Origin of the sequence: Cupriavidus sp. SW-Y-13, from assembly GCF_009793345.1 — a bacterium.
In the GTDB taxonomy this organism is placed as follows: domain Bacteria; phylum Pseudomonadota; class Gammaproteobacteria; order Burkholderiales; family Burkholderiaceae; genus Cupriavidus.
In genome coordinates this window covers 137103-155588 of sequence record NZ_WHLX01000003.1, presented here as the reverse complement: position 1 = coordinate 155588, position 18486 = coordinate 137103, and the positions used below count along the sequence as shown (strand labels likewise).

General features: G+C 61.9%; 18 protein-coding genes and 1 pseudogene. 10 read left to right on the top strand and 9 right to left on the bottom strand.

Annotation, left to right across the window (positions count from 1 at the left end; translation table 11 throughout):
• Nucleotides 1–8: 8 nt before the first annotated feature.
• From GA566_RS28180 to GA566_RS33430, 4 genes are all read right to left on the bottom strand, one after another.
• Nucleotides 9–389: a hypothetical protein gene (locus tag GA566_RS28180; RefSeq protein WP_202126975.1), complete on the bottom strand. Its 381-nt coding sequence runs from the start codon at nucleotides 387–389 to the stop codon at nucleotides 9–11.
• A gap of 303 nt (nucleotides 390–692) precedes the next feature.
• Nucleotides 693–968, bottom strand: coding sequence for a hypothetical protein (locus tag GA566_RS28175; protein WP_160474869.1), 276 nt, complete (start codon nucleotides 966–968; stop codon nucleotides 693–695).
• Nucleotides 969–1265: 297 nt separating this feature from the next.
• Nucleotides 1266–1547 (bottom strand): hypothetical protein, encoded by a 282-nt coding sequence (locus GA566_RS33435; protein WP_237380883.1) that lies wholly within the window; start codon nucleotides 1545–1547, stop codon nucleotides 1266–1268.
• A complete protein-coding gene (locus GA566_RS33430; protein WP_370459379.1) occupies nucleotides 1529–1675 on the bottom strand; it encodes a hypothetical protein in 147 nt (48 codons plus the stop codon). Before GA566_RS33430 ends, GA566_RS33435 begins: the two co-directional genes overlap by 19 nt.
• 216 nt (nucleotides 1676–1891) lie before the next feature.
• Between GA566_RS33430 and GA566_RS28165 the strand changes: the two genes are divergently transcribed.
• The 5 genes from GA566_RS28165 (at nucleotide 1892) to GA566_RS33760 (ending at nucleotide 6883) form a co-directional block, all read left to right on the top strand.
• Nucleotides 1892–2530, top strand: a complete 639-nt coding sequence (locus GA566_RS28165) for a 2Fe-2S iron-sulfur cluster-binding protein (protein WP_160475115.1) — start codon at nucleotides 1892–1894, stop codon at nucleotides 2528–2530.
• Between the two features lie 14 nt (nucleotides 2531–2544).
• Nucleotides 2545–4194, top strand: a complete 1650-nt coding sequence (locus GA566_RS28160; RefSeq protein WP_160474868.1) for an FAD-binding protein — start codon at nucleotides 2545–2547, stop codon at nucleotides 4192–4194.
• Between the two features lie 19 nt (nucleotides 4195–4213).
• Nucleotides 4214–5458, top strand: coding sequence for an NADH-quinone oxidoreductase subunit F (locus GA566_RS28155; protein WP_160474867.1), 1245 nt, complete (start codon nucleotides 4214–4216; stop codon nucleotides 5456–5458).
• Nucleotides 5459–6219: 761 nt separating this feature from the next.
• Nucleotides 6220–6606 (top strand): response regulator, encoded by a 387-nt coding sequence (locus GA566_RS33765; RefSeq protein WP_160474866.1) that lies wholly within the window; start codon nucleotides 6220–6222, stop codon nucleotides 6604–6606.
• A complete protein-coding gene (locus GA566_RS33760) occupies nucleotides 6578–6883 on the top strand; it encodes a LuxR C-terminal-related transcriptional regulator (protein ID WP_160474865.1) in 306 nt (101 codons plus the stop codon). The genes GA566_RS33765 and GA566_RS33760 overlap by 29 nt, the downstream gene beginning before the upstream one ends.
• A 621-nt stretch (nucleotides 6884–7504) precedes the next feature.
• Here the strand turns inward: GA566_RS33760 and GA566_RS28140 are convergent.
• Nucleotides 7505–8113, bottom strand: a pseudogene (locus GA566_RS28140) (DDE-type integrase/transposase/recombinase); the annotation flags it as partial.
• Nucleotides 8114–8125: 12 nt separating this feature from the next.
• Here GA566_RS28140 and GA566_RS28135 point away from each other — a divergent pair.
• Nucleotides 8126–8512: an ATP-binding cassette domain-containing protein gene (locus tag GA566_RS28135; protein WP_370459378.1), complete on the top strand. Its 387-nt coding sequence runs from the start codon at nucleotides 8126–8128 to the stop codon at nucleotides 8510–8512.
• Nucleotides 8513–8699: 187 nt separating this feature from the next.
• Here the strand turns inward: GA566_RS28135 and GA566_RS28130 are convergent, their stop codons facing one another.
• The gene (locus GA566_RS28130; protein ID WP_160474863.1) at nucleotides 8700–9500 is read right to left on the bottom strand and encodes a YecA family protein; all 801 of its coding nucleotides are present in this window, start codon (nucleotides 9498–9500) and stop codon (nucleotides 8700–8702) included.
• A 451-nt stretch (nucleotides 9501–9951) separates the two neighbouring features.
• Between GA566_RS28130 and GA566_RS28125 the strand changes: the two genes are divergently transcribed.
• From GA566_RS28125 to GA566_RS28115, 3 genes are read left to right on the top strand one after another with little or no spacing between them, the layout of a single operon-like run.
• Nucleotides 9952–11010, top strand: a complete 1059-nt coding sequence (locus tag GA566_RS28125; RefSeq protein ID WP_160474862.1) for a porin — start codon at nucleotides 9952–9954, stop codon at nucleotides 11008–11010.
• A gap of 36 nt (nucleotides 11011–11046) precedes the next feature.
• Nucleotides 11047–12063 (top strand): tripartite tricarboxylate transporter substrate binding protein, encoded by a 1017-nt coding sequence (locus GA566_RS28120; protein WP_160474861.1) that lies wholly within the window; start codon nucleotides 11047–11049, stop codon nucleotides 12061–12063.
• A gap of 5 nt (nucleotides 12064–12068) precedes the next feature.
• Nucleotides 12069–13322 (top strand): serine hydrolase, encoded by a 1254-nt coding sequence (locus GA566_RS28115; RefSeq protein ID WP_160474860.1) that lies wholly within the window; start codon nucleotides 12069–12071, stop codon nucleotides 13320–13322.
• 73 nt (nucleotides 13323–13395) lie between these two features.
• On the opposite strand, the gene GA566_RS28110 is transcribed toward GA566_RS28115, so the two are convergent.
• Entirely contained in the window at nucleotides 13396–14952 is a 1557-nt protein-coding gene (locus GA566_RS28110; protein WP_160474859.1) for a long-chain fatty acid--CoA ligase, read from the bottom strand.
• Nucleotides 14953–15085: 133 nt separating this feature from the next.
• Complete coding sequence (locus tag GA566_RS28105; RefSeq protein WP_160474858.1) at nucleotides 15086–15985, bottom strand: LysR family transcriptional regulator; 900 nt, start codon at nucleotides 15983–15985, stop codon at nucleotides 15086–15088.
• Nucleotides 15986–16077: 92 nt separating this feature from the next.
• Between GA566_RS28105 and GA566_RS28100 the strand changes: the two genes are divergently transcribed.
• On the top strand, nucleotides 16078–17247 hold the full coding sequence (locus GA566_RS28100) for an acyl-CoA dehydrogenase family protein (RefSeq protein ID WP_160474857.1): 1170 nt from the start codon (nucleotides 16078–16080) through the stop codon (nucleotides 17245–17247).
• 54 nt (nucleotides 17248–17301) lie between these two features.
• On the opposite strand, the gene GA566_RS28095 is transcribed toward GA566_RS28100, so the two are convergent.
• Nucleotides 17302–18240 carry a LysR family transcriptional regulator gene (locus GA566_RS28095; RefSeq protein ID WP_160474856.1) on the bottom strand — a complete coding sequence of 313 codons (939 nt, stop codon included), beginning with the start codon at nucleotides 18238–18240 and terminating at the stop codon, nucleotides 17302–17304.
• Nucleotides 18241–18486: the final 246 nt, after the last annotated feature.

Sequence of the window (18486 nt, the reverse complement as noted above, 5' to 3'; positions counted from 1 at the left end):
GCGTCACCTTACTTCTTTGTCTGCAGACCGGGAATAACCATTTCGAACCAGATCGTTTCAATGACGGGCCGCTGCAACTGGTCAGGATGCGCCGCGTACCAGCGATCCACGCCCTGGCGCACGGAGTCGAGCGAATGGCCCCTGAGCCCCCTTGCAAAGCGAGGAACGATGCTTTGCCCGTCGGGCGGTGGCTTGCCATCGTGATAGGCGATATCAACCTGAACCACGTTGGCAATGCCGACAAGGTAGGCCTTTTTTGTCTGTTCAGAGGAGTCGGTCCACTGCTTGCCGGTAATCAGCGGGACTTCATCGGCGCGGGAGTTAGTCGCCAATGACAGTGCTATCAATGCCGCAGCCATCACTGCGAGTTGCTTCAGTCTTCTCGCCATTTCGGTCCCTCAGCGTTGCTGTTATCCCACTCAGCAGTGCGTTTGTTTGAACACTAGTCTCTATTCTGGTGTCTGCGGCGTCTGTGAGTGCTGGGGCGGTGTCGTCCTCCCAGGCCCTTGGCAGACTGACTAAGAGCGCGTTCACGGCGGGAGAATCGAATCGAGGCAGCAAATTCCTCAGGCGCGCCCGCATGGAAACTGCCGCATCCCGGTATCCGAATTGAGGTGAGCAGGAAGTTCGGATTGCCCAGGCCGGTATTGAGCATCATCCTGTTCGGCACGCCGCCTGCAACACCCGGATCTCTACGACTTCTTTTGGTTCGCGTTCGCACGTGCGGCTGAGATCGCTGCATCGCGCTCCTTCGCCGCTGCGGCCTTTGCCTCGTCGTATACCTTCTTTGCCTCCGAAACCTTGGTGTTGTAGGCCTTCCGCGCGGCGGAGATCTCCTGGCGCATGTGGATAATCTCGTCGCTGGGAGGCTGCGACTTCGCCGAGGCAGGCGCCGAGGTAGTGGTCTGCCCGAATACTGGTGCGGACACTGCAAACATCACGGCGGCCAGGATGGCAACAGGCTTCATGTCATTGCTCCAGAGTTGACCTCGGAAACGGTAGTCCGATCAGTGCTCGACTTCCATTGGACCAAGGTCCTATCGTCGGCCGCCGCCGCCGGAAGTCTCGTACACCACCTGGGTAACAGCCACGAGCGACTTGACGCTGACGTTCGGCCCATATCGATGGCATGCCACCGACTTACATCCTGATCAACGCCCCATCCGGCGGTTGTAGGCATTGGTGACGCGTTGAAGCAGTTCTTGTTCTTGCGTATCCGGTGAGGAGACTATCACCCTCAGGAATCCACAACCGATCTCTGACGTTTAGCGCGCCTGGGTCGAACGGCGGAAAACGGTGAATCCCAGGAACGTGTCGAGGGGCATGCCGGAGACCGTCGCGCTCGACCAGCCGATCAGCGCGGATTCCCCGTGTTCGCCAAGAACGTGGGCGTGAATCGCAGGGGCCACGATGCCCAGTCGCTCGGAGAGCAACGACCGCAGCCGCCCGGTGTCGAGCGAGGTACCCGTGCTGATGACGCGCTCCTGCGCGCAGCGCAGCCGGTCAAAAAACGACGTCGGCCAGCACATCACAAGGATTGGCCGCAATCAGGTAGATCGTATCCGGGGCCAAAGGGGGCAAGGCGATCGACGATTTCCGTCGCAATGCCCGCGTTGGTTTTAGCCAGGTCCAGGCGCGTTTGCCCCGGCTTTACGCTGACGACGGCGGTGATCACGACGATGTCCGCGTCGCGTGCGTCCTCCCTCCGTCGCGCCGGAAGAATCGAATCTGAACCTGGCCAGGTTTTATTCGCGCTAAATCAGTAGATAGTGAAGTGAAGGCCGCGTGGCAGTTCGTTCGCCTTTCATATGCTATGGTTTATATGACCTTTTCGATAAGAGGCGCCAGTGTGGCGTTGGCGCCGCGAACGACGGAGTGCAACCCGATGGGACTGGTACGCTTGAGCATCGAAGGCCATCAGGTCCAGGCGCCGGCCAACTGCTCCATCCTGCAGGCTTTCCTCTACGCGGGCGAGACGCTGGTCGAGGGCGTTGGCTGCATGGGGCAGGGGGTCTGCGGTTCGTGCCGCGTCATGGTGCGGCACAGCGGCGAGCAGGAGGTGAAGACGGCCCTCGGATGCGAGACGCTGGTCGAAGAGGGCATGCAGGTGGCTTTCCTGGATTACTTCACCGTCTCGTCCCGCCACAGGTATCGCCTGGACGAAATCGGCGACAGTTGGCAGGCGCTGCGCGCCCTCTCCGAAATTTTCCCGGAAGCATCCCATTGTCGGCACTGCAGCGGCTGCGATCGGGCTTGCCCCAAGGGTCTCGATGTCCAGCGCGGCGTCAATCTCGCCGTCGCGGGCGAACTGGCTGAGTCGAGCGACGTCTTCGATGAGTGTGTCATGTGCAACCTCTGCACCCTGGCCTGCCCCGAGCATATCCGGCCCAACCATCTCGGCCTGTTCGTGCGGCGGATGATCGCGGCGCAGTCGCTGCGTCCGGCGAACCTGATGCGTCGGCTGCAGCAGATCGAGCGCGGCGACATGAAGATCGATTTCGACGCGCCGGGCGCCCAGCCGCCGCGCTGATCGGGACGACAACGATGCCCGCTGGCATTTCCTTCGAAGACGCGCGCAAGCGCTACCGGCCCGGTGCGGTGCCGACAATCCGCAGCGACGACACCTCGGTCGACGACCTGCTCAAGGGTTATCACCCCGACCATGGGATTAATGCGCGTGTGGCGCTGAGCATCGGCGTGAACCGGGGGGAGCCCTGTCAGCCGGATCTCGCACGCTATCTCCAAGCCAATGCGCTGATCGACGATATCGACATCGCGGGCGCGCAAGTGATCAGCACGGACGTTCTGATCATCGGCGGTGGCGGCGGCGGATGCGCAGCGGCGCTCGTCGCGGCAAAGCAAGGCGCGCAGGTGATCCTCGCCACCAAGCTGCGCCTGGGTGACAGCAACACCGTTATGGCCGAAGGCGGGATTCAGACGGCCGTCGGCGAGGACGATAGTCCCCAGTTGCACTTTGAGGACACCTTGCGCGCCGGGCACTTTTGTGGCGAGCCAGAACTCGTGGCGCAGATGGTGATGGATGGGCCCGATGTCATTCGCTGGCTGATCCAGCTTGGCGTGATGTTCGACCTGGAAGAGGGCCGGCCCATGGGCGGCAACCTTCTGCGCAAGAAGCCCGGCGGTGCCTCGGCGGCTCGCATCCTGTCCTATCGGGACTACACCGGCTTGGAGATGATGCGCGTGCTGCGTGAGGCGGTGGACCTCGATCCCGCAGTCGACGTATGGAATCGCTGCCCGGCGGTCGAGCTGCTGTCCGACGAGCGGGGCGGCTGCGCGGGGGCCGTGATCTACAACCTCGAGTCGCGTGCTTTTGTGCTGGTGCGCACGCGTGCCGTGATTCTCGCCACCGGCGGGGCGGGGCGGCTGCACCTGAACGCGTTTCCGACTTCCAACCACTACGGTGCCACTGCGGACGGTCTGGTGCTGGCCTATCGGATCGGGGCACGCCTGCGCGAACTCGACTCGTTCCAGTATCACCCCACAGGCATCGCCTATCCGGCGCACTTGGCGGGCGGACTCATTTCGGAAGCCGCGCGTTCGGCAGGTGCCAAGCTGATTAATGGCGAGGGTGATCGCTTCGTAGACGAACTTAAGCCTCGGGACGTCGTGGCCTCGGCGATTTTGCGCGAATGCGCGCAGGGGCGTGGCATTGACCGGGACGGCCAGACTGGCGTCTTCCTCGACACACCGACGCTGGAAATGGAGAACCCCGGCATTCTGGCCAAGCGCCTCGTGACGCTGCGCCATCTCGCGCGTAAGTGCGGTCACGATGCGGCAGCGGAGCCCTTCCTCGTTTATCCGACCCTCCACTACCAGAACGGTGGCGTGGCGATCGACAAGGACGGTGCCACGAGCGTGCCCGGCCTGTTTTGCGTCGGCGAGGTCACGGGAGGCATTCACGGGCGTAACCGCCTGATGGGGAACGCGCTGCTCGACATCCTGAGCATGGGGCGGCGGGCCGCGGCCAAGGCAGCGGAATTTGGCGCAGGTGCCAAGGCCAGCCGCGCAGGCATCGGCCATGTGCACGCCTGGCAGCGGGAATTGACGCTGGCCGGGCTACCACTGCATGTCAAGGCACCGCAACTCTTCCCCGGCTATGCCCATTTCGACCTGCGGGTCGATGCAGCGTTGCGCCGGGGCAAGTGGGGCGGCGCGGGCGGCGGCGTCCGATGAGCGATCCACGGAGCGCGCGATGCACAAGCTGAATCAGGTTCTCCTAAGGGACGATATCCGGATCGGCGCAGACCTGGACGCCTGGCTTGCATACGGCGGCGGAGAGGGACTGGCCAATGCCCTGCGCGATCCGCTTGCCATCCTCGCCGAAATCGAACAAGCGGACCTGCGCGGAATGGGCGGCGCCGGATTTCCGACGCATCGCAAATGGGAGCCGGTTGCCGCCGCCGCTGCTGGCGACAAATACATCATCTGCAACGGCAACGAGGACGAGCCCGGTACGTTCAAGGACCGCTATCTGCTAGAGCACACGCCGCACCAGGTCATCGAGGGTGCGCTCATCGCCGCGGCAGCGACCCATGCCAATCATGTCGTGCTGTACGTTAATCCGCATCAGCCGTTGGCCCTCAATATGGTGCGGCAGTCGGTGGAGCAGTGGCGGGGGAACGCCCTGTTTGCGGAACTCGGGCGTTTGGTTGGCGGCCCGCTCTCGCTTGACGTGATCCCCAGCTCGGGCTTGTACATCGGCGGGGAGGAGACAGCGGTGATCGCGAGTGTCGAGGGCGGGTTCCCGTTCCCCAGACGAAAGCCGCCCTATCCCGCCGAACATGGTGTGCATGGCTCGCCGACCATCGTGAATAACACCGAGACTCTGGCACAGGTACCGGGGATTCTGCGCAACGGTGCGCAGTGGTATCGCTGTCTTGGCATTGGGAGTGCTGCCGGAACTAAGCTTTATTCTCTTTCGGGTGACGTCCTGCGTCCCGGCTTGTATGAACTGCCAATGGGCACGTGTCTGGAGGCCCTGGTGTTCGAGCATGGCGGTGGCATGCTTCAGGGCAAGGAATTCAAGGCGGTCTTTACCGGCGGCCCCTCCAACACCTTGCTAACGAAGCGCGATCTCGATGTGGCGCTCGATTTTGACTCCGTGCGTCAACGGCGTTCGCGTCTGGGCACGGGCGCAATGATCGTCGTGTCCGAAGACACCAGTATCGTCCGCAAGGTCTCCGAGTACGTGAGCTTCTTCGCCCAGGGCTCATGCGGCCAGTGTCCGCCTTGCAAGGGCGGCACCTTCCAGATGATGCGATTGCTCGGCCGGATCGACACGGGCCACGGCGTACGTGCCGATCTGGAGGCGCTGGAGAACCTGTGTAGCATCCTGCCCGGTAGCGGTCGCTGCGGTCTTATCGACGGCGCCGTGACGGTGGTGGAAAGCTCGTTGCAACAGTTTCGGGCGGAATACGAGGCGCTTCTGATTGCATGACGGTGTCGGACTCGCGACGGGTAGCGGCTGAAGGTTATATTGCGCGCCTGAACGGAGCATGGTGATGGGCATTCTGAACTAGCGCCGCCGCCGCGGCCCCGATGAGCAGGAGGACAGCCGGCGGGAGGTGTCGGAACTGGCCGAGGGTATCACCCGGCTAAATCCCCGTCTGCGGCTATTGCCCCGTTATGCCGGGCGGCCGGCCCCCTAGATCCGCATCGCACTCGGCCACGTACGCGCGGTCGTTGCCGGCATTCCCGTAGCACGGGATGCGAGTCCGGAGACTTGGGGGACGGACCGGTACATCCACGCGTGTTTTGACACGGGTCATGCGGTCACACAGGCCTTCAGCCGTTCCCCGGACCTGCGCGACTACTTCGATGCGTCACCCGACGCAGACGATGCGCTTGCCGTGCTCGACATGGAAATGATCGAGCGGCGCACCCTGGGCGCGGCCCTGGAGGGCGAAGTCGTGCGCGCGGACGTGCTGCAAACCACGGTCAGCGTTTGCGCATGACCGCTGAAGGTCCTTCGGGAATGGACATTCAATATCCACCAACGAGGAGATCAGCGGGAAAGACCTTTGGCCACTGCAGCTCCCCAGGCAGGCTTCTTAGAGGGTGACGAATAAACGCCAACCGTTGAAAGAGATTTCGCAAGGCATCTTGAAAGCTTTTGTACTGCCCGACCAGCGATTGTGATGGTTGCCAGCGCTGTTTAAGGTGGGAAGGAGTCAACCCCAATCTGCAGAGGTGCGCACGATGACCCGGAGCGTGATTGTTGTGGACGACGAGAGCATCCGCAGGACGTTGGTTCGCCTTTTACTCGCCAAAGGATTTGTATCGAAGAGGTTTGGCTCAGCAGAAGAATGTCGATCTGCTCTTGACGTCCTTGACGGGCCAACATGTGTGATCGCTGATCTTATTCTGCCTGGCATCAGTGGTCACGAACTGCTCAGGCAACTGCCGTCGCACCTGACCCTCATCGTGTTTGACAAGTTGCGCAGACGTAACACAGACGGTCGACTATGTTGGCTGGGCGCCGTAGATCTTCTCGAGAAGCCGGTGGCCCTTGACGCAAGGATACAACGGCTCACAATCCGAGAGAGAGAGAGACGTGATGGCAATGGTCACCACGGGCCTCAGTAGCAAGGAGGTTGCGAATTTCTTGGGCGTCGTGGAAAAGACCGTGAAGGTCCATCGGGCCAACATCATGAACAAGCTGGAGGTCCGGTCATTGGCGGAACTGGTGAGATGTGCCGACCGGTTGGGAATGACTACATATCGCCGGAAACATTTCGAAATTGCGTGTCACAGCATTCCGCATCTCCTAAGAGTAGTGCGACGACACGCCTTTGACGTTATTCGTGAAGCGGAAGTCGGAAAGCCGTTAGGTGGCAACTTTACGAGAATCGTCGCACCGTGATTATTCCTACCAACGAAGGATTGCTCCTTCTTCGTTGATCTGCACAATGTCGTTGGGATGTTGCCCTTGGAGATGGCGTTGAGGTCTACCAAATCTGATCAGGAGTGTGCGGAACTGCTGTACTCACTGCTTCGTGATGGGCAGTGTTTCACTCGCAAAGGTATTGTCGATACAAATCTGCTGTCCAACCATGACTTCGGACGTGCCCGAAGAGTGCTGGAAAAAGCTGGACTGCTCGAGAATGTCCACAAGGCTGGATATACCCTTCGCATACATGTATTGGGCGGGCCGCCCGAAGAGCGACTGCGTGGACTCTCGTCCGTGCAAAACCCGCCAGACACATTTGCCCCGCTTTTGACCGCTTGGAGAATCGCATCGTTGCTTGCTCCCCTGGGAAAGGTTAGTCGCATCAACAGGAAGTTTGAACGAGAAGATGAGTCAGGCACAACTCGCCACGCTCCACTAAACGAAGCAATAGAGTAGAGGGCATCATAGACAACTTCGCCGTGGTGACCTTCGATGTAAAAATGTCCTCAGATTCAGTAGCCAAGAGTATCTATATTTCGCAGATCAATGGTAGGTGGTGGATTTGCCCCCGTGTCCCCGGACACGGTCACACCCTTAGATTGATAAGGCCATCGCAGGCCTGAACTCGCGGGGAGAGCGGTAATTCAGGGCGCTATGGGGGTGCTGCTCGTTGTAGTGCTCAAAGGCAATGGCCAGATTGCGAACTGCCATCTCGGCATCAGGCTTGGGCATGAAGGCGCCATAGTCCCGCTTCATGGTCTTCACAAAGCTCTCGGCCATCCCGTTGCTCTGTGGGCTGCAGACCGGCGTGGTCAGTGACTTCAGGCCGATGGTCGACGCAAATTCCTTGGTCTTTTCGGCCGTGTAGCCCGAGCCATTATCGGTCAGCCATTCAATTTCCGTCGGCGTCTTCAGCGCGTTTCCAAAGCGATTTTCGACGGCGGCCAACATCACGTCCCGGACCACGTCGCCGCTATGTCCACCAGTGGTCGCCGCCCAACTCATCGCCTCGCGGTCACAGCAGTCCAGGGCGAACGTCACGCGCAGCGGCTCGCCGATGTCGCAGCGGAACTCAAAGCCGTCAGAGCACCACCGCTGATTCGTCTTTGCTACCGCGACTTTACCCTCATGCCTGCGCTGCGGCCGTGGAGGCGCCACCCTGCGTTGCAGCAGCAGGCCGTACACTCGCATGACCAGATAGACCGCAAGGTGGCCATGGCAAGGGGGATGGTGCTGATGGAGCGCGTAGGGTTGAGCGCCAAGGCCAATGAGTATCCGTCACGTCTGTCCGGCGGCCAGAAGCAGCGCGTGGCCATTGCACGCGGCCTTGCCATGGATCCCGACGTGATCCTGTTTGATGAGCCTACGTCCGCACTCGACCCCGTGCTCCGCGAGGATGTGCTCGTAGTCATGCGCGAACTGGCGCGGGAAGGCATGACGATGCTGGTGGTGACCCACGAGGTTCGCTTCGCTCAAGACGTTGCCGACCGCGTCGTACTCATGGAAGGTGGCGTGGTAGTGGAAGACGCGCCTCCACAGCAGTTCTTCCGCGGCAACGATAATCCTAGCGTGCAACGGTTTCTGAACCTCGTCGCGAGTTGAGCCCGCTTCCGGGCGCGACACGCGGGGGGGGGGGGCCAGTTTGCGCTCGTCCAGACGGCCGCTGAGCGGCCCCAAGGTGGACGTCTGACATTCCTACGAACGACTGCTACTCGCCGGACAGGGCTCCCTACGAGCATGTCGCCGGCCGGCCACGTGCAGCTACAAACTGCGAGACAGCGCTTTGCCCTTATCTCCCGTGGCACTTCTTGAACTTCTTGCCGCTGCCGCAAGGGCACGGGTCGTTGCGGCCGGGCTGGTCGCCTGTCACCACGGCCTCCACCCGCGGGCCCAGGCTCTTCCAGATCTGGCGCAAGTCGTAGACAGCCCAGATCGCCTCGCCAAAGGTTTCCAGGCGCGCCTGGCTTGTGCTGGGCGGGCCATCTTCGCTGTACATGCGGACCTCTGGCTCGCCGGTGTCGTCCTCGGTCAGGGCGACGATGCTTTCGAGCGCGTTGTCCAGCCACTGGGCTACCTCCTTGTCGCGCGGGGCGGCCCATTCCTCGGGCCAGTTCTCCACTACGAACATGAAGCCCAGCGCCCACACTTGGGCAAACGACGGAATTTCCCGCCCGTCCATCTCGGCGCGCTCTTCCTCGGGCAGGCTCAAGATGGCGCCGCGGATGTCTATTGCCTCGGGATAGAAGGTTCGGTCATCCTCCAGTGTCTCCACGGGCTGGTCGAGTTGGTGCTCCACCTCATTCCATCGGCGCTGCCACAGCTCCATGAAGCGGGTCTGCTGGGCCGCGTCGTGGAACGCGGGCAGCAACGGCAGCGGGCTGCCTTCGGGCACGTCGAGCACCGCACCGTCTCCCAGCAGCATGGGCAGGTAGTCGGTAGCGGGGATGCGGCGACGCGTGCAGACCAAGGCCGTAAGAAAGCCGTCGCAGAATTCCCATTGCGGGATTTCCTCAGCGCGCTGGCGCAGGTCGTCCAGCAGATCGTCGAGCTCCTGGAATTCGTCGGGCGTAAGAGCGGTGGCTTCGGTCATGAGGTGGGTTCTCGCGGTGCTGGGTGGAGATGCGCTGGACGCATCGCCGCGAAGTATAGCGCCGCCCCTTTGCAGAAGTGCGCCGTACTACTTGCAAGACCGTGACGTTTCGATACCGCGGGGCAAGCCAGTTGCATCCCCGCGGCCGCTCCCGAGTGGCGTCTGTGGCCGGCCACTGCCGTAGACAGGTCGGCGAAAATGCCATGATCAATAGCCGCCGACCCATCTCGGTCTTCAGACGCGACGGCATCGAATGACCGCTCGCGAAACAATGAGCCACATGGAAGCCGGGCTCGGATCCAATTGGTTATCAATGACCAGAGTGTGACGGCCCTGCCTTATGATTCCGCTGCGTTATCAGACAAGCTACTGACGTTATCCTTCCGCCCTAGAACTTCCTCTAACTTTTGCGCTGAGACATGCGACAAGATCTGAAAAGAGGGGGAGCGAAATGCGAGGGGGATGGAGGAGGCGATTTGCCGTTGGAGGGCTGGCCCTAGGCGCCGGTGCCGTACATGCGGGATCCGTAACATTGTACGGTGTCGCGGACCAGGCGGTGGAGTACGCGCATGGGTCGGGCAGCGTGGCCCGCGTCGAAGATGGCCGCCAGGCGGCCTCGCGGTTCGGCATGCGCGGTGTCGAAGACCTGGGCGGCGACCTGAAGGCAATCTTCGTTGCCGAGGCAGGCTTCCGGATGGATACGGGCGCCGAATTCTTCGGCAACGGATCGATATTCGGCCGGCAAGCCTTTGTCGGCCTGAAAGGGAACTGGGGCGAAGTGCGCATGGGGCGGCAGTACACGCCGGCCTTCTACGTTATTGCGCGGCTCGACCCGTTCTCGCTGAATGCGGCGGTGTCTCCGTTCACACTGGTCGCCAAGTCGAGCGCCCAGGGCACGGGCTACGTACCCTACGCGTCGCGGGTCGATAACGCCGTCACCTACAACACGCCGGACTGGAACGGGCTCTCCGCATCGGCGACCTATGCGTTCGGCGAGGTGCCCGGCGAGACGCAGCAAGCCAGCACCTACGGCGCCAACATCCAGTACTTTCGAGGGCCGGTCTACCTGATGTACAGCTTCCAGGCCAGCACCAACAAGCCGGCCACGGCAACCATCCCACAAGGCCAGACACGGTCCCACTACGTGGGCGGCACCTACAACATCGCCAGGAAGGTGGAGTTGGGCGCGCTCTTTGGCTACAGCGCGAGCCAGATCGCGGCAACGGCCGCCGCTCGCTACTACGCGCTCACGATGGACTGGGTGGCCACGCCTGCCTGGACGATCAAGCTCGCGGCGGTCAAGCGCGTGGTGGTCGGGATGACCGAGCGACCGCTGGGCATGGCCTTTGGCGTGGACCATTCGCTGTCGCGCCAGACGATGCTATATAGCCGCGTGGCCTATATCCGTAACTCGCCCGGCGGCAGCGTTACCATCAATTCCATTCCGATCGACCAGGGCAGCGGCGACAGCGGCTACTCCGTTAGCCTGGGCATCAAGCACGTTTTCTGATCGCGCCAACCACGTCCCTATTGAAGAAGGCAAAGCATGAGTGAATCAAACTTTGCGGCGGATCGACGCCGCTTCATCGCGGGGGCCGGCGGCGGCCTGCTGGGATTGGGCACCCTTGGCGCCCTGGGGCTGCCCCTGCGCGCCTCGGCGGCACAGTGGCCGAGCCGCACGCTGCGCTTTGTCACGTACTCGGGCGCAGGAGATCCGGTGGACCTGCGCCTGCGCGACTTCCTGCAATCGCTGGCGCACGAGTACCGCAACACGCCGATGATCGTGGAAAACAAGACGGGGGCCGCCGGACAGATCGCTGCCCAGTCCGTGCTGCTGGCGCCGCCCGAAGGCTACGACTTCCTGCTGGCCAACGCCACGTTCACGATCACGCCTTCGTACTTCCGCAAGCTCCAGTACAAGCCGCTGTCGGACTTCGTGCCGGTGGCGCTGTCCGGCTCGGCCCCGATCGGTTTCGCGGTGCCCGCATCCAACCCCGCACGCACGTTCAAGGAGTGGGTGGCCTGGGCAAAGCAGCAGCAGGGTAGCCTGAACTACGCATCGCTGGGCAATGGATCGGTATCGCACCTGTACGGTTTCCAGATCCGCGACGACTTCAAGCTCGAGGCCACCCACATTCCGTACAAGGCGTCCGGCGCTGCGCTGATCGACATGCTGCGCGGGCAGATCTCATACGTCATGCTCGACACGTTCAACCTGCGTCCGCTGCTAGCAAAGAAGCAGGTGCGCATTCTGACGGTCACCGGGGCCGACCGCTCGCAATACCTGCCCGATGTGCCGACGTTTCGCGAACTCGGCTTTAACGGCTATGAGCGCACCGGCTGGACGGCGTTCATGGCCAAGACCGGCACGTCGACGGACATCGTCGCGTCGCTGAACCGGTCGATCAACAAGATCAATGCAACGCCGGAATGGGCGCGCAAGCGAGACGAGGTGTGGTCCGGCTGGAAGCCGCTGACACCGGCCGAGCTGCAACAGCAGCTTCAGAGCGAAGTAACCGCATGGGGCGACCTCGTTCGCCGTTCGGGTGTATTTGGAGACTGAGAGACATGAGCGCACAAGTGAACGCACAAGTAATGACAATGCAGGCCCATACCGATGCCGTACCTGTAAGCCAGGTGATGGTCGGATTCCCGCCGGCCCCCGAAACGCGCGTGGGACCTACCAACTGGTTCAAGCTACCGTGGCTGCGCTGGTCGCTGATCCATCGTTCGCTGTCGGTGCCGACCGTCGATGTCTGGCGCGGCGACGCAGCACCTTCGGCGTTGCCATCGGGCGAGGCACTCGATGGCGCAACAATGGTTTCGGGTCCTGACGGCTCGAAGATGGAACTCGATCAAGTGCTGGGCGCTTTGGAGATCGATGCCTTCATGGTGCTGCATCGCGGCAAGGTGGTTTTCGAGCGCTACCTGCATGGCATGGCGCCTCACCTGCGGCATGGCAGCGCTTCGATCAGCAAATCTTACCTCGGTATCGTCGCTGGAATACTCGCGGCCGAGGGTAAGGTGGACCTGACGGCCACGGCGGAAAGCTACGTGCCCGAAATGCGCGGCACTGCGATGGGCAGCGCCACGCTCCAGCAGTTGCTCGACATGCAGGCGGGCATCGTGCGGCCGGACATGGGCGACCGCCCATCCGCGCTGGGTGCTCAGGACGGTGGCGTGTTTGAAGTGCTTGGACTACTGCCGCGCCGCCCCGAATCTCCCGCAGATTTCTACGACTTCGTGCTGAGGAAGCCGGCTGCCGGCCGTCATGGCGAGCGGCTGTATTACGACAACGGCCAGCCCGAGGCGCTGGCCTGGGTGCTGCGACGGGTCACGGGCAAATCGCTTGCGGATCTGATGTCCACATACCTGTTCCAGCCGATGTCGACCGAGCGCGATGGGTTCTACTCGGTCGACAAGACGGGTGCCGAGTTTTCGTCCGGCGGGCTGAGCCTGACGCTGCGCGACCTGGCACGCTTTGGCGAAGCCATCCGTGGCAACGGCTTTTTCAACGGCCGGCAGATCATCCCCGAGGCGGTGCTGTCCGACATCCGCGCCGGCGGTGACAAGGCTTTGTTTGCCGAAAGCCGCTTTGCGGCGGCTTACCCAGGCGGCTCCTATCGCAACTACTTCTATCTGTCTCACGACCGATTGCAGGGCATCTCGGCGCAAGGCCGCTACGGCCAGCGTCTCTACGTATCACCGGCGGCCGATGTCGTGATCGCGCACTTTGGCGCGGCACCGGGTCAGTCGCCGCATCCGTTCGAGGTGCCCTACGCGCGCCTGCATCGGGAGATTGCGGAAACGCTGATGGGCTGAAGCTGTTTCGCCCGCCAACGAAGAGACCCCGCTCGCGGCGGGGTCTTTGTCATTCGCGGACTGGCTAGCAGGGTCAGGCCACGCGCCGGTCGTGGTCTTTCCAGAAGACCTCGCGTACTGCCTTGCGCGACAGCTTTCCGTTGGCGTTCTTCGGCAGCTCGGCCACCACGTCGACAGACCTCGGCTTCTTGAAGTCGGCGAGGCGTTCGGCGCAGTGCTGGATCAGGTCGTTGGCCTGCGCGCTGGCGCCTTCGCGCAGCACTACTACCGCCTTGACGCTTTCGCCCCAGACCGGGTCGGGCACGCCCACCACGCAGGCTTCATAGACGGCGGGGTGCTGGTAGAGCACTGTTTCGATCTCGGCGGGGTACACGTTGAAGCCGCCCGAGATGATCATGTCCTTCTTGCGGTCGACAATGTACAGATAGCCCCGGTCGTCGGCGCGCGCGAGGTCACCGGTATGGAGCCAGCCATTGCGCAGCGCGGCAGAGGTCAGTTCGGGTTCGCGCCAGTAGCCCGCAAACACGTCGGGGCCCGCGATCACGATTTCGCCGATCTCGCCGGCCGGTACGTTCCGGCCGGCATCGTCTACCAGGCACACGCGCGCTTCGCTGAACGGACGCCCACACGAAGCCAGTCGCTCGGGCTTGTCTTGCTCAATGGCCTCGCGATGATCGTCGATAGTCAGTGCAACCAGCCCGCCAGTCGTCTCACCGGCGCCATAGCCTTGCGACAGGATCGGCCCGAACGCGTGCCAGGCTTCGACGATGCGTGCCGGGGCCATCGGCGCGGATCCGTAGGTCATCGAGCGCAGCGTGGAAAGATCGAAGCGCGCGCGGTCCGGTACTGCCAGCAGCATGTTGATCATGGTGGGCACGACGAAGGTATGCGTGACGCGATGCGTTGCCACCGATGCGAGAAAGCCCTCAGGCTCGAACCGCTCGTGCAGCAGGATGCTCCCGCCCTGCGACAGGAACGGCTGGATGAACATGCCGCTGGCATGGGTTATGGGGCCCGCCAAGGCCAGCACGTCGCCGGGGTTGACGCGCATGCGTCCGGTCAGCACCTTGCGCAGCGACGCCATGCGGTTGCCCATGGTCTGCATGGCGGCCTTGAGCTTGCCGGTGGAGCCGGACGTGTAGTGAAGCACTGCCAGATCGGCATCGGCCAGTTCCACGTCGGGATTGACATCGGAAGCTTGCGACAGCATCTGTTCATAGCTCACAAAGCGCGGATCGGTGCCACCAAATAGCACGCGGTGGCGCACGGACGGCACGGCATCGGCCAAGGCATGCAGGCGCTCCGCGTGGACCGGGCCGCTGATCAGCACGGCGGGTTCCGCATTGCCAAGCGTCTCCAGCACTTCGTCATCGGATAGGCGCGCGTTGAGTGCAACCTTGACCAGTCCGCTCTTGTAGAGCGCGGTTTCGAGCTCTATCAACTCCGGCCGATTCCAGGATTGGACGGCCACGCGGTCACCTTTTTGCAGGCCCAGGCCCAGGAGCGCGTTGGCCACTCGACTGGAACGGGTGTCGAGTTCGGCAAAAGTGATACTGTGGTCGGCAAAGAGGATGGCCGGCTGGTCGGGCCAGTACTGTGCGCTGCGCGCGACGAATCGCCCCAGATTCATGATGTCTCCCGGTGGATGGATGGGGCGACCAGTCTAGGCAGTGGCGCCATGCATGCCGATAGCGGTGCACGCTTTGCCGATAACGCCACGGAATCGGCAGGGGGCGTGGTGAGGCTAATCTGTGCGTGGCAACTTAGGTATCGCGGTAGACCTGTGAACGTTCCAGCAGGATTTCGATCAGGCGCTCGGCCAGGGGAGACTGATAGGCATCCTTGCGGCGCAGCACACCGATGGAACGCGGCCAGCGGGCCGACGCGATTTCGAGGATGGCGAGGCCCTGGGTCTGTGCCACGGAGCGTCGCCCGAGCACCGTCAACAGATCGCTGCTATGGATGACCGACAGCAGAGCCGCTGCTGACGAGTTGGTTTCCATGGCCACGTTTGGGGCAGGTAGGCCAGCTTCGGCGAAGCGCGCCTCCACCAGTCGGCGCGCCACTACGTTGGCATTGGGCAGCAGCCACGAGTAGTCGCACAGATCGGCAAGCCGCAGCGAGCGTCGGCCCAACAACGGATGGCGATCACGTGCAATCACCACGAGTTCATCGTCGAACAGCGGAATCTGCTCGAACTCCGGATCGCCCTTGCGCGCCAGGGCGGCGATGCACAGATCGAGGTCGCCGAGCCGTAGCGACGAGTAGAGCGAATCGTTGAGTCCTATGGAGATCTGGATATGGGCGGCTGGCCGCTGCTTGATGAGTTCGGTGCAGGCTTCCGAGAAAAACATGCTCAGGATCGAAGCGGGTACTCCTACGCGAACCAGGCCGATCTTGCCGAGGTGCAGGTAGTTGGCTTCCTTGATGGCATCGTCGAGCGAGGACCGTACCTGCAGCACGCGTTCAAAGAATACCGAGCCGGCGGACGTCAGCGTCATGCCCTTCGCATTGCGTTCGAAGAGCTGTATTCCCAGTTCCTGCTCCAGACGCTGCACCCCCTTGGTCAGTGCCGGCTGACTCTGGCCAAGCTTCTCCGAAGCACGTCCTACGTGCCCAGCCTGCGCCACTTCCAAAAAATAGTTCAGGTCCTCAAGCCTCATATGATTCCGCCGCGTTATCGAAACTGACGTTCCGATCATGGGGGAGGAATGCTGCACGGTCAACACTGTCGGGGTCGGAAGAGGAGTCAAAAATGCCCGAACTTGCTGCCAACCCTGGCGACCTGCGTGCCGCGCTGCATCGCTATCTGGAGGATGAACTGCTTCCATGGGAGCGGGAGCAGAATATCGGTTACGAAGGCCGGATCTCGCGCGAGCTGGTCCGTTCCATCTGGCGGCGCAGCCGGGAGTTGGGGTTATACGGTGCCCAGTTGCCCGTCGAATTAGGTGGGCAGGGCCTTTCGGTGGAGGCGATGTGCCAGCTCAAGGATGATGTGGCCGCGTCGGGGGCCATCCTGTTTCCGCATGTACTGGGAGACTGGGGCGGTCCTTCGCGCGTGGGCAATCTCGTTCGGTTTGCCACGCCTTATCAGCGGGAGCGCTTTATCGACCCCGTGATCGCCGGCGAGCGCGGCGCCTGCTTTGCCATGACGGAACCGAATTCGGGGTCGGACGCGGCGAGCATCCAGACACGCGCAGTCGTCGACGGCGACGAATACATCATCACGGGAAGAAAGCACTTCATCACCGCCTCGGTATTCGCGGACTACGCCCTCACCATGTGCGTCACGGATCCCGACAAAGGCAATGAAGGCATTTCCGCCATCTTCATCGATCTCGATAGTCCGGGCGTTACACTCGATACCGCCTGCGTGCCCATCACGGGACAGTACGTGGATGCCGACATCATCTTGGACCACGTCCGCGTACCGCGCCGCAACTGCATTGGCGCAGAAGGCAACGGCTTTCGGCTCGCGATGAACCGCATCAGCCTTAACCGGCTGCTGCATTGCCCGACCATGATCGGCTTGGCCCGCCAGGCGTTGCGCCTGTCCATTGCGTACGCCAACACGCGCCGCCAGTTTGGCGGGGCGATCATCCGCTTCCAGGCCATTCAGCACATGCTGGCCGACATGGCATCGAGCCTGTTTGCTTGCGAAAGCATGGTGCTGGCGGCTGCCCGCAAGGCCGACGCGGGCATCGATGTCCGCATGGAAGCGTCGATGTGCAAGCTCTTCGTTTCCGAAGCCTGCTTCCAGATTGCCGACAAGGCCGTGCAGATCCACGGCAACGTGGGTGTCACCAAGAATCATCCGGTCGAGTTCATTTTTCGCAGGCTCCGGCTATACCGAATCGTCACTGGCACCAGTGAAATCCAGCGCAACACGATCGCCAAGGAAATCATGCAAGGGCATGGAACATGAATGCGGGATTGAGCGCTGGTTGCCGATGCGCGGGTCGACTTCAACTTTAACGTCTCATGCGGCCATCTCCATACGTACCAGCGACGCGGCCGTCTTGTCAGACCATCGTTGGCAGTGATGCGTATAGCTTGCCACGAAGTCCGCTGTCGGCGCGGTGAGGAGCGCTTCGTCGCGATATTGAAGGTAGACATGCAATTTCGGCAACGCATGCGGAAGGCTTACGCGATGCATCGTTCCGGCGCTGAGGTAGCGCTCGAAAGTGGGGCGCACGGCATCCATGCAGTGCATGATTGTATCGACGCGTGCGGCCAACTGGATAAACAGCGCGACCGACGAACACCGCACGATCCGTTTCGGCGGTGGAAGATCGAACTGTGCAAACAACGTGGCCACCGCGCTTTCCCCGTCGTCTATGGGATCAAGCATCAGCCACGGTTCATTGCGCAACGTGGCGAGAGTATCCTTTTCGGCCCGGCGCCGGTTTGAGACGAGCATCGTGTCGTAGCTCAGCATCCGGTGCCATTGGAGGCTGGTCTTGGGCGCGCCGTATTGACTGATGATGCCCAGGTCGAGGGTTCCATCGTCGAGTCCCCTGATGATCTGGGCGCCGCGCAGTTCCAAGACGGTCAGCTCGACGGCAGGATGTTGCTGCAGAAAGTCAGAAACTGTTTCCGCCAGCGGCAACGTAGCGGCGGTGCCCGTGTGCCCGATGGTGAGTTTGCCTCCCAGTGCGCCACGGTAGCGCGCCACGTCTTCGTGCATTCGCCCAATCTCCGCCTCTATCAAGCGTGACCTGTTGATCAGCATCAGCCCGCACTCCGTCAGGCGCATGCCCTTTGCGGAGCGAGTCAGCAACTCCGTACCAAACTCTCTTTCTAGCTCCTTCACCGCCTTACTTAGTGCAGAAGGTGTCAGATGGAGCATCCGTGCCGCCTCGTGAATGCTTCCGGCATCGGCGATTGCAAGGAGGGCCTTGAGTTGGTTGAGCTTCATCGCAGACTAGTACTAACCGAAATCGATATAGATTCACTACAGCAATTTCCAGGCCAATGAAAGTATGAATCAAGTTGTTTTCGGCGTCAGGAAGGGGCCGATGACGCTGAAAGAAAGTACACGCGTTGAATAAATATCGCGAGCTTTCTTCTACGCAAGTCACGACACTATGTTCCGCGCAACACCGGACAAGAGCGAAAGCAATCAGTCCGGGAAGGTCATCGAAGAATGGCTTCCCAATCTGGC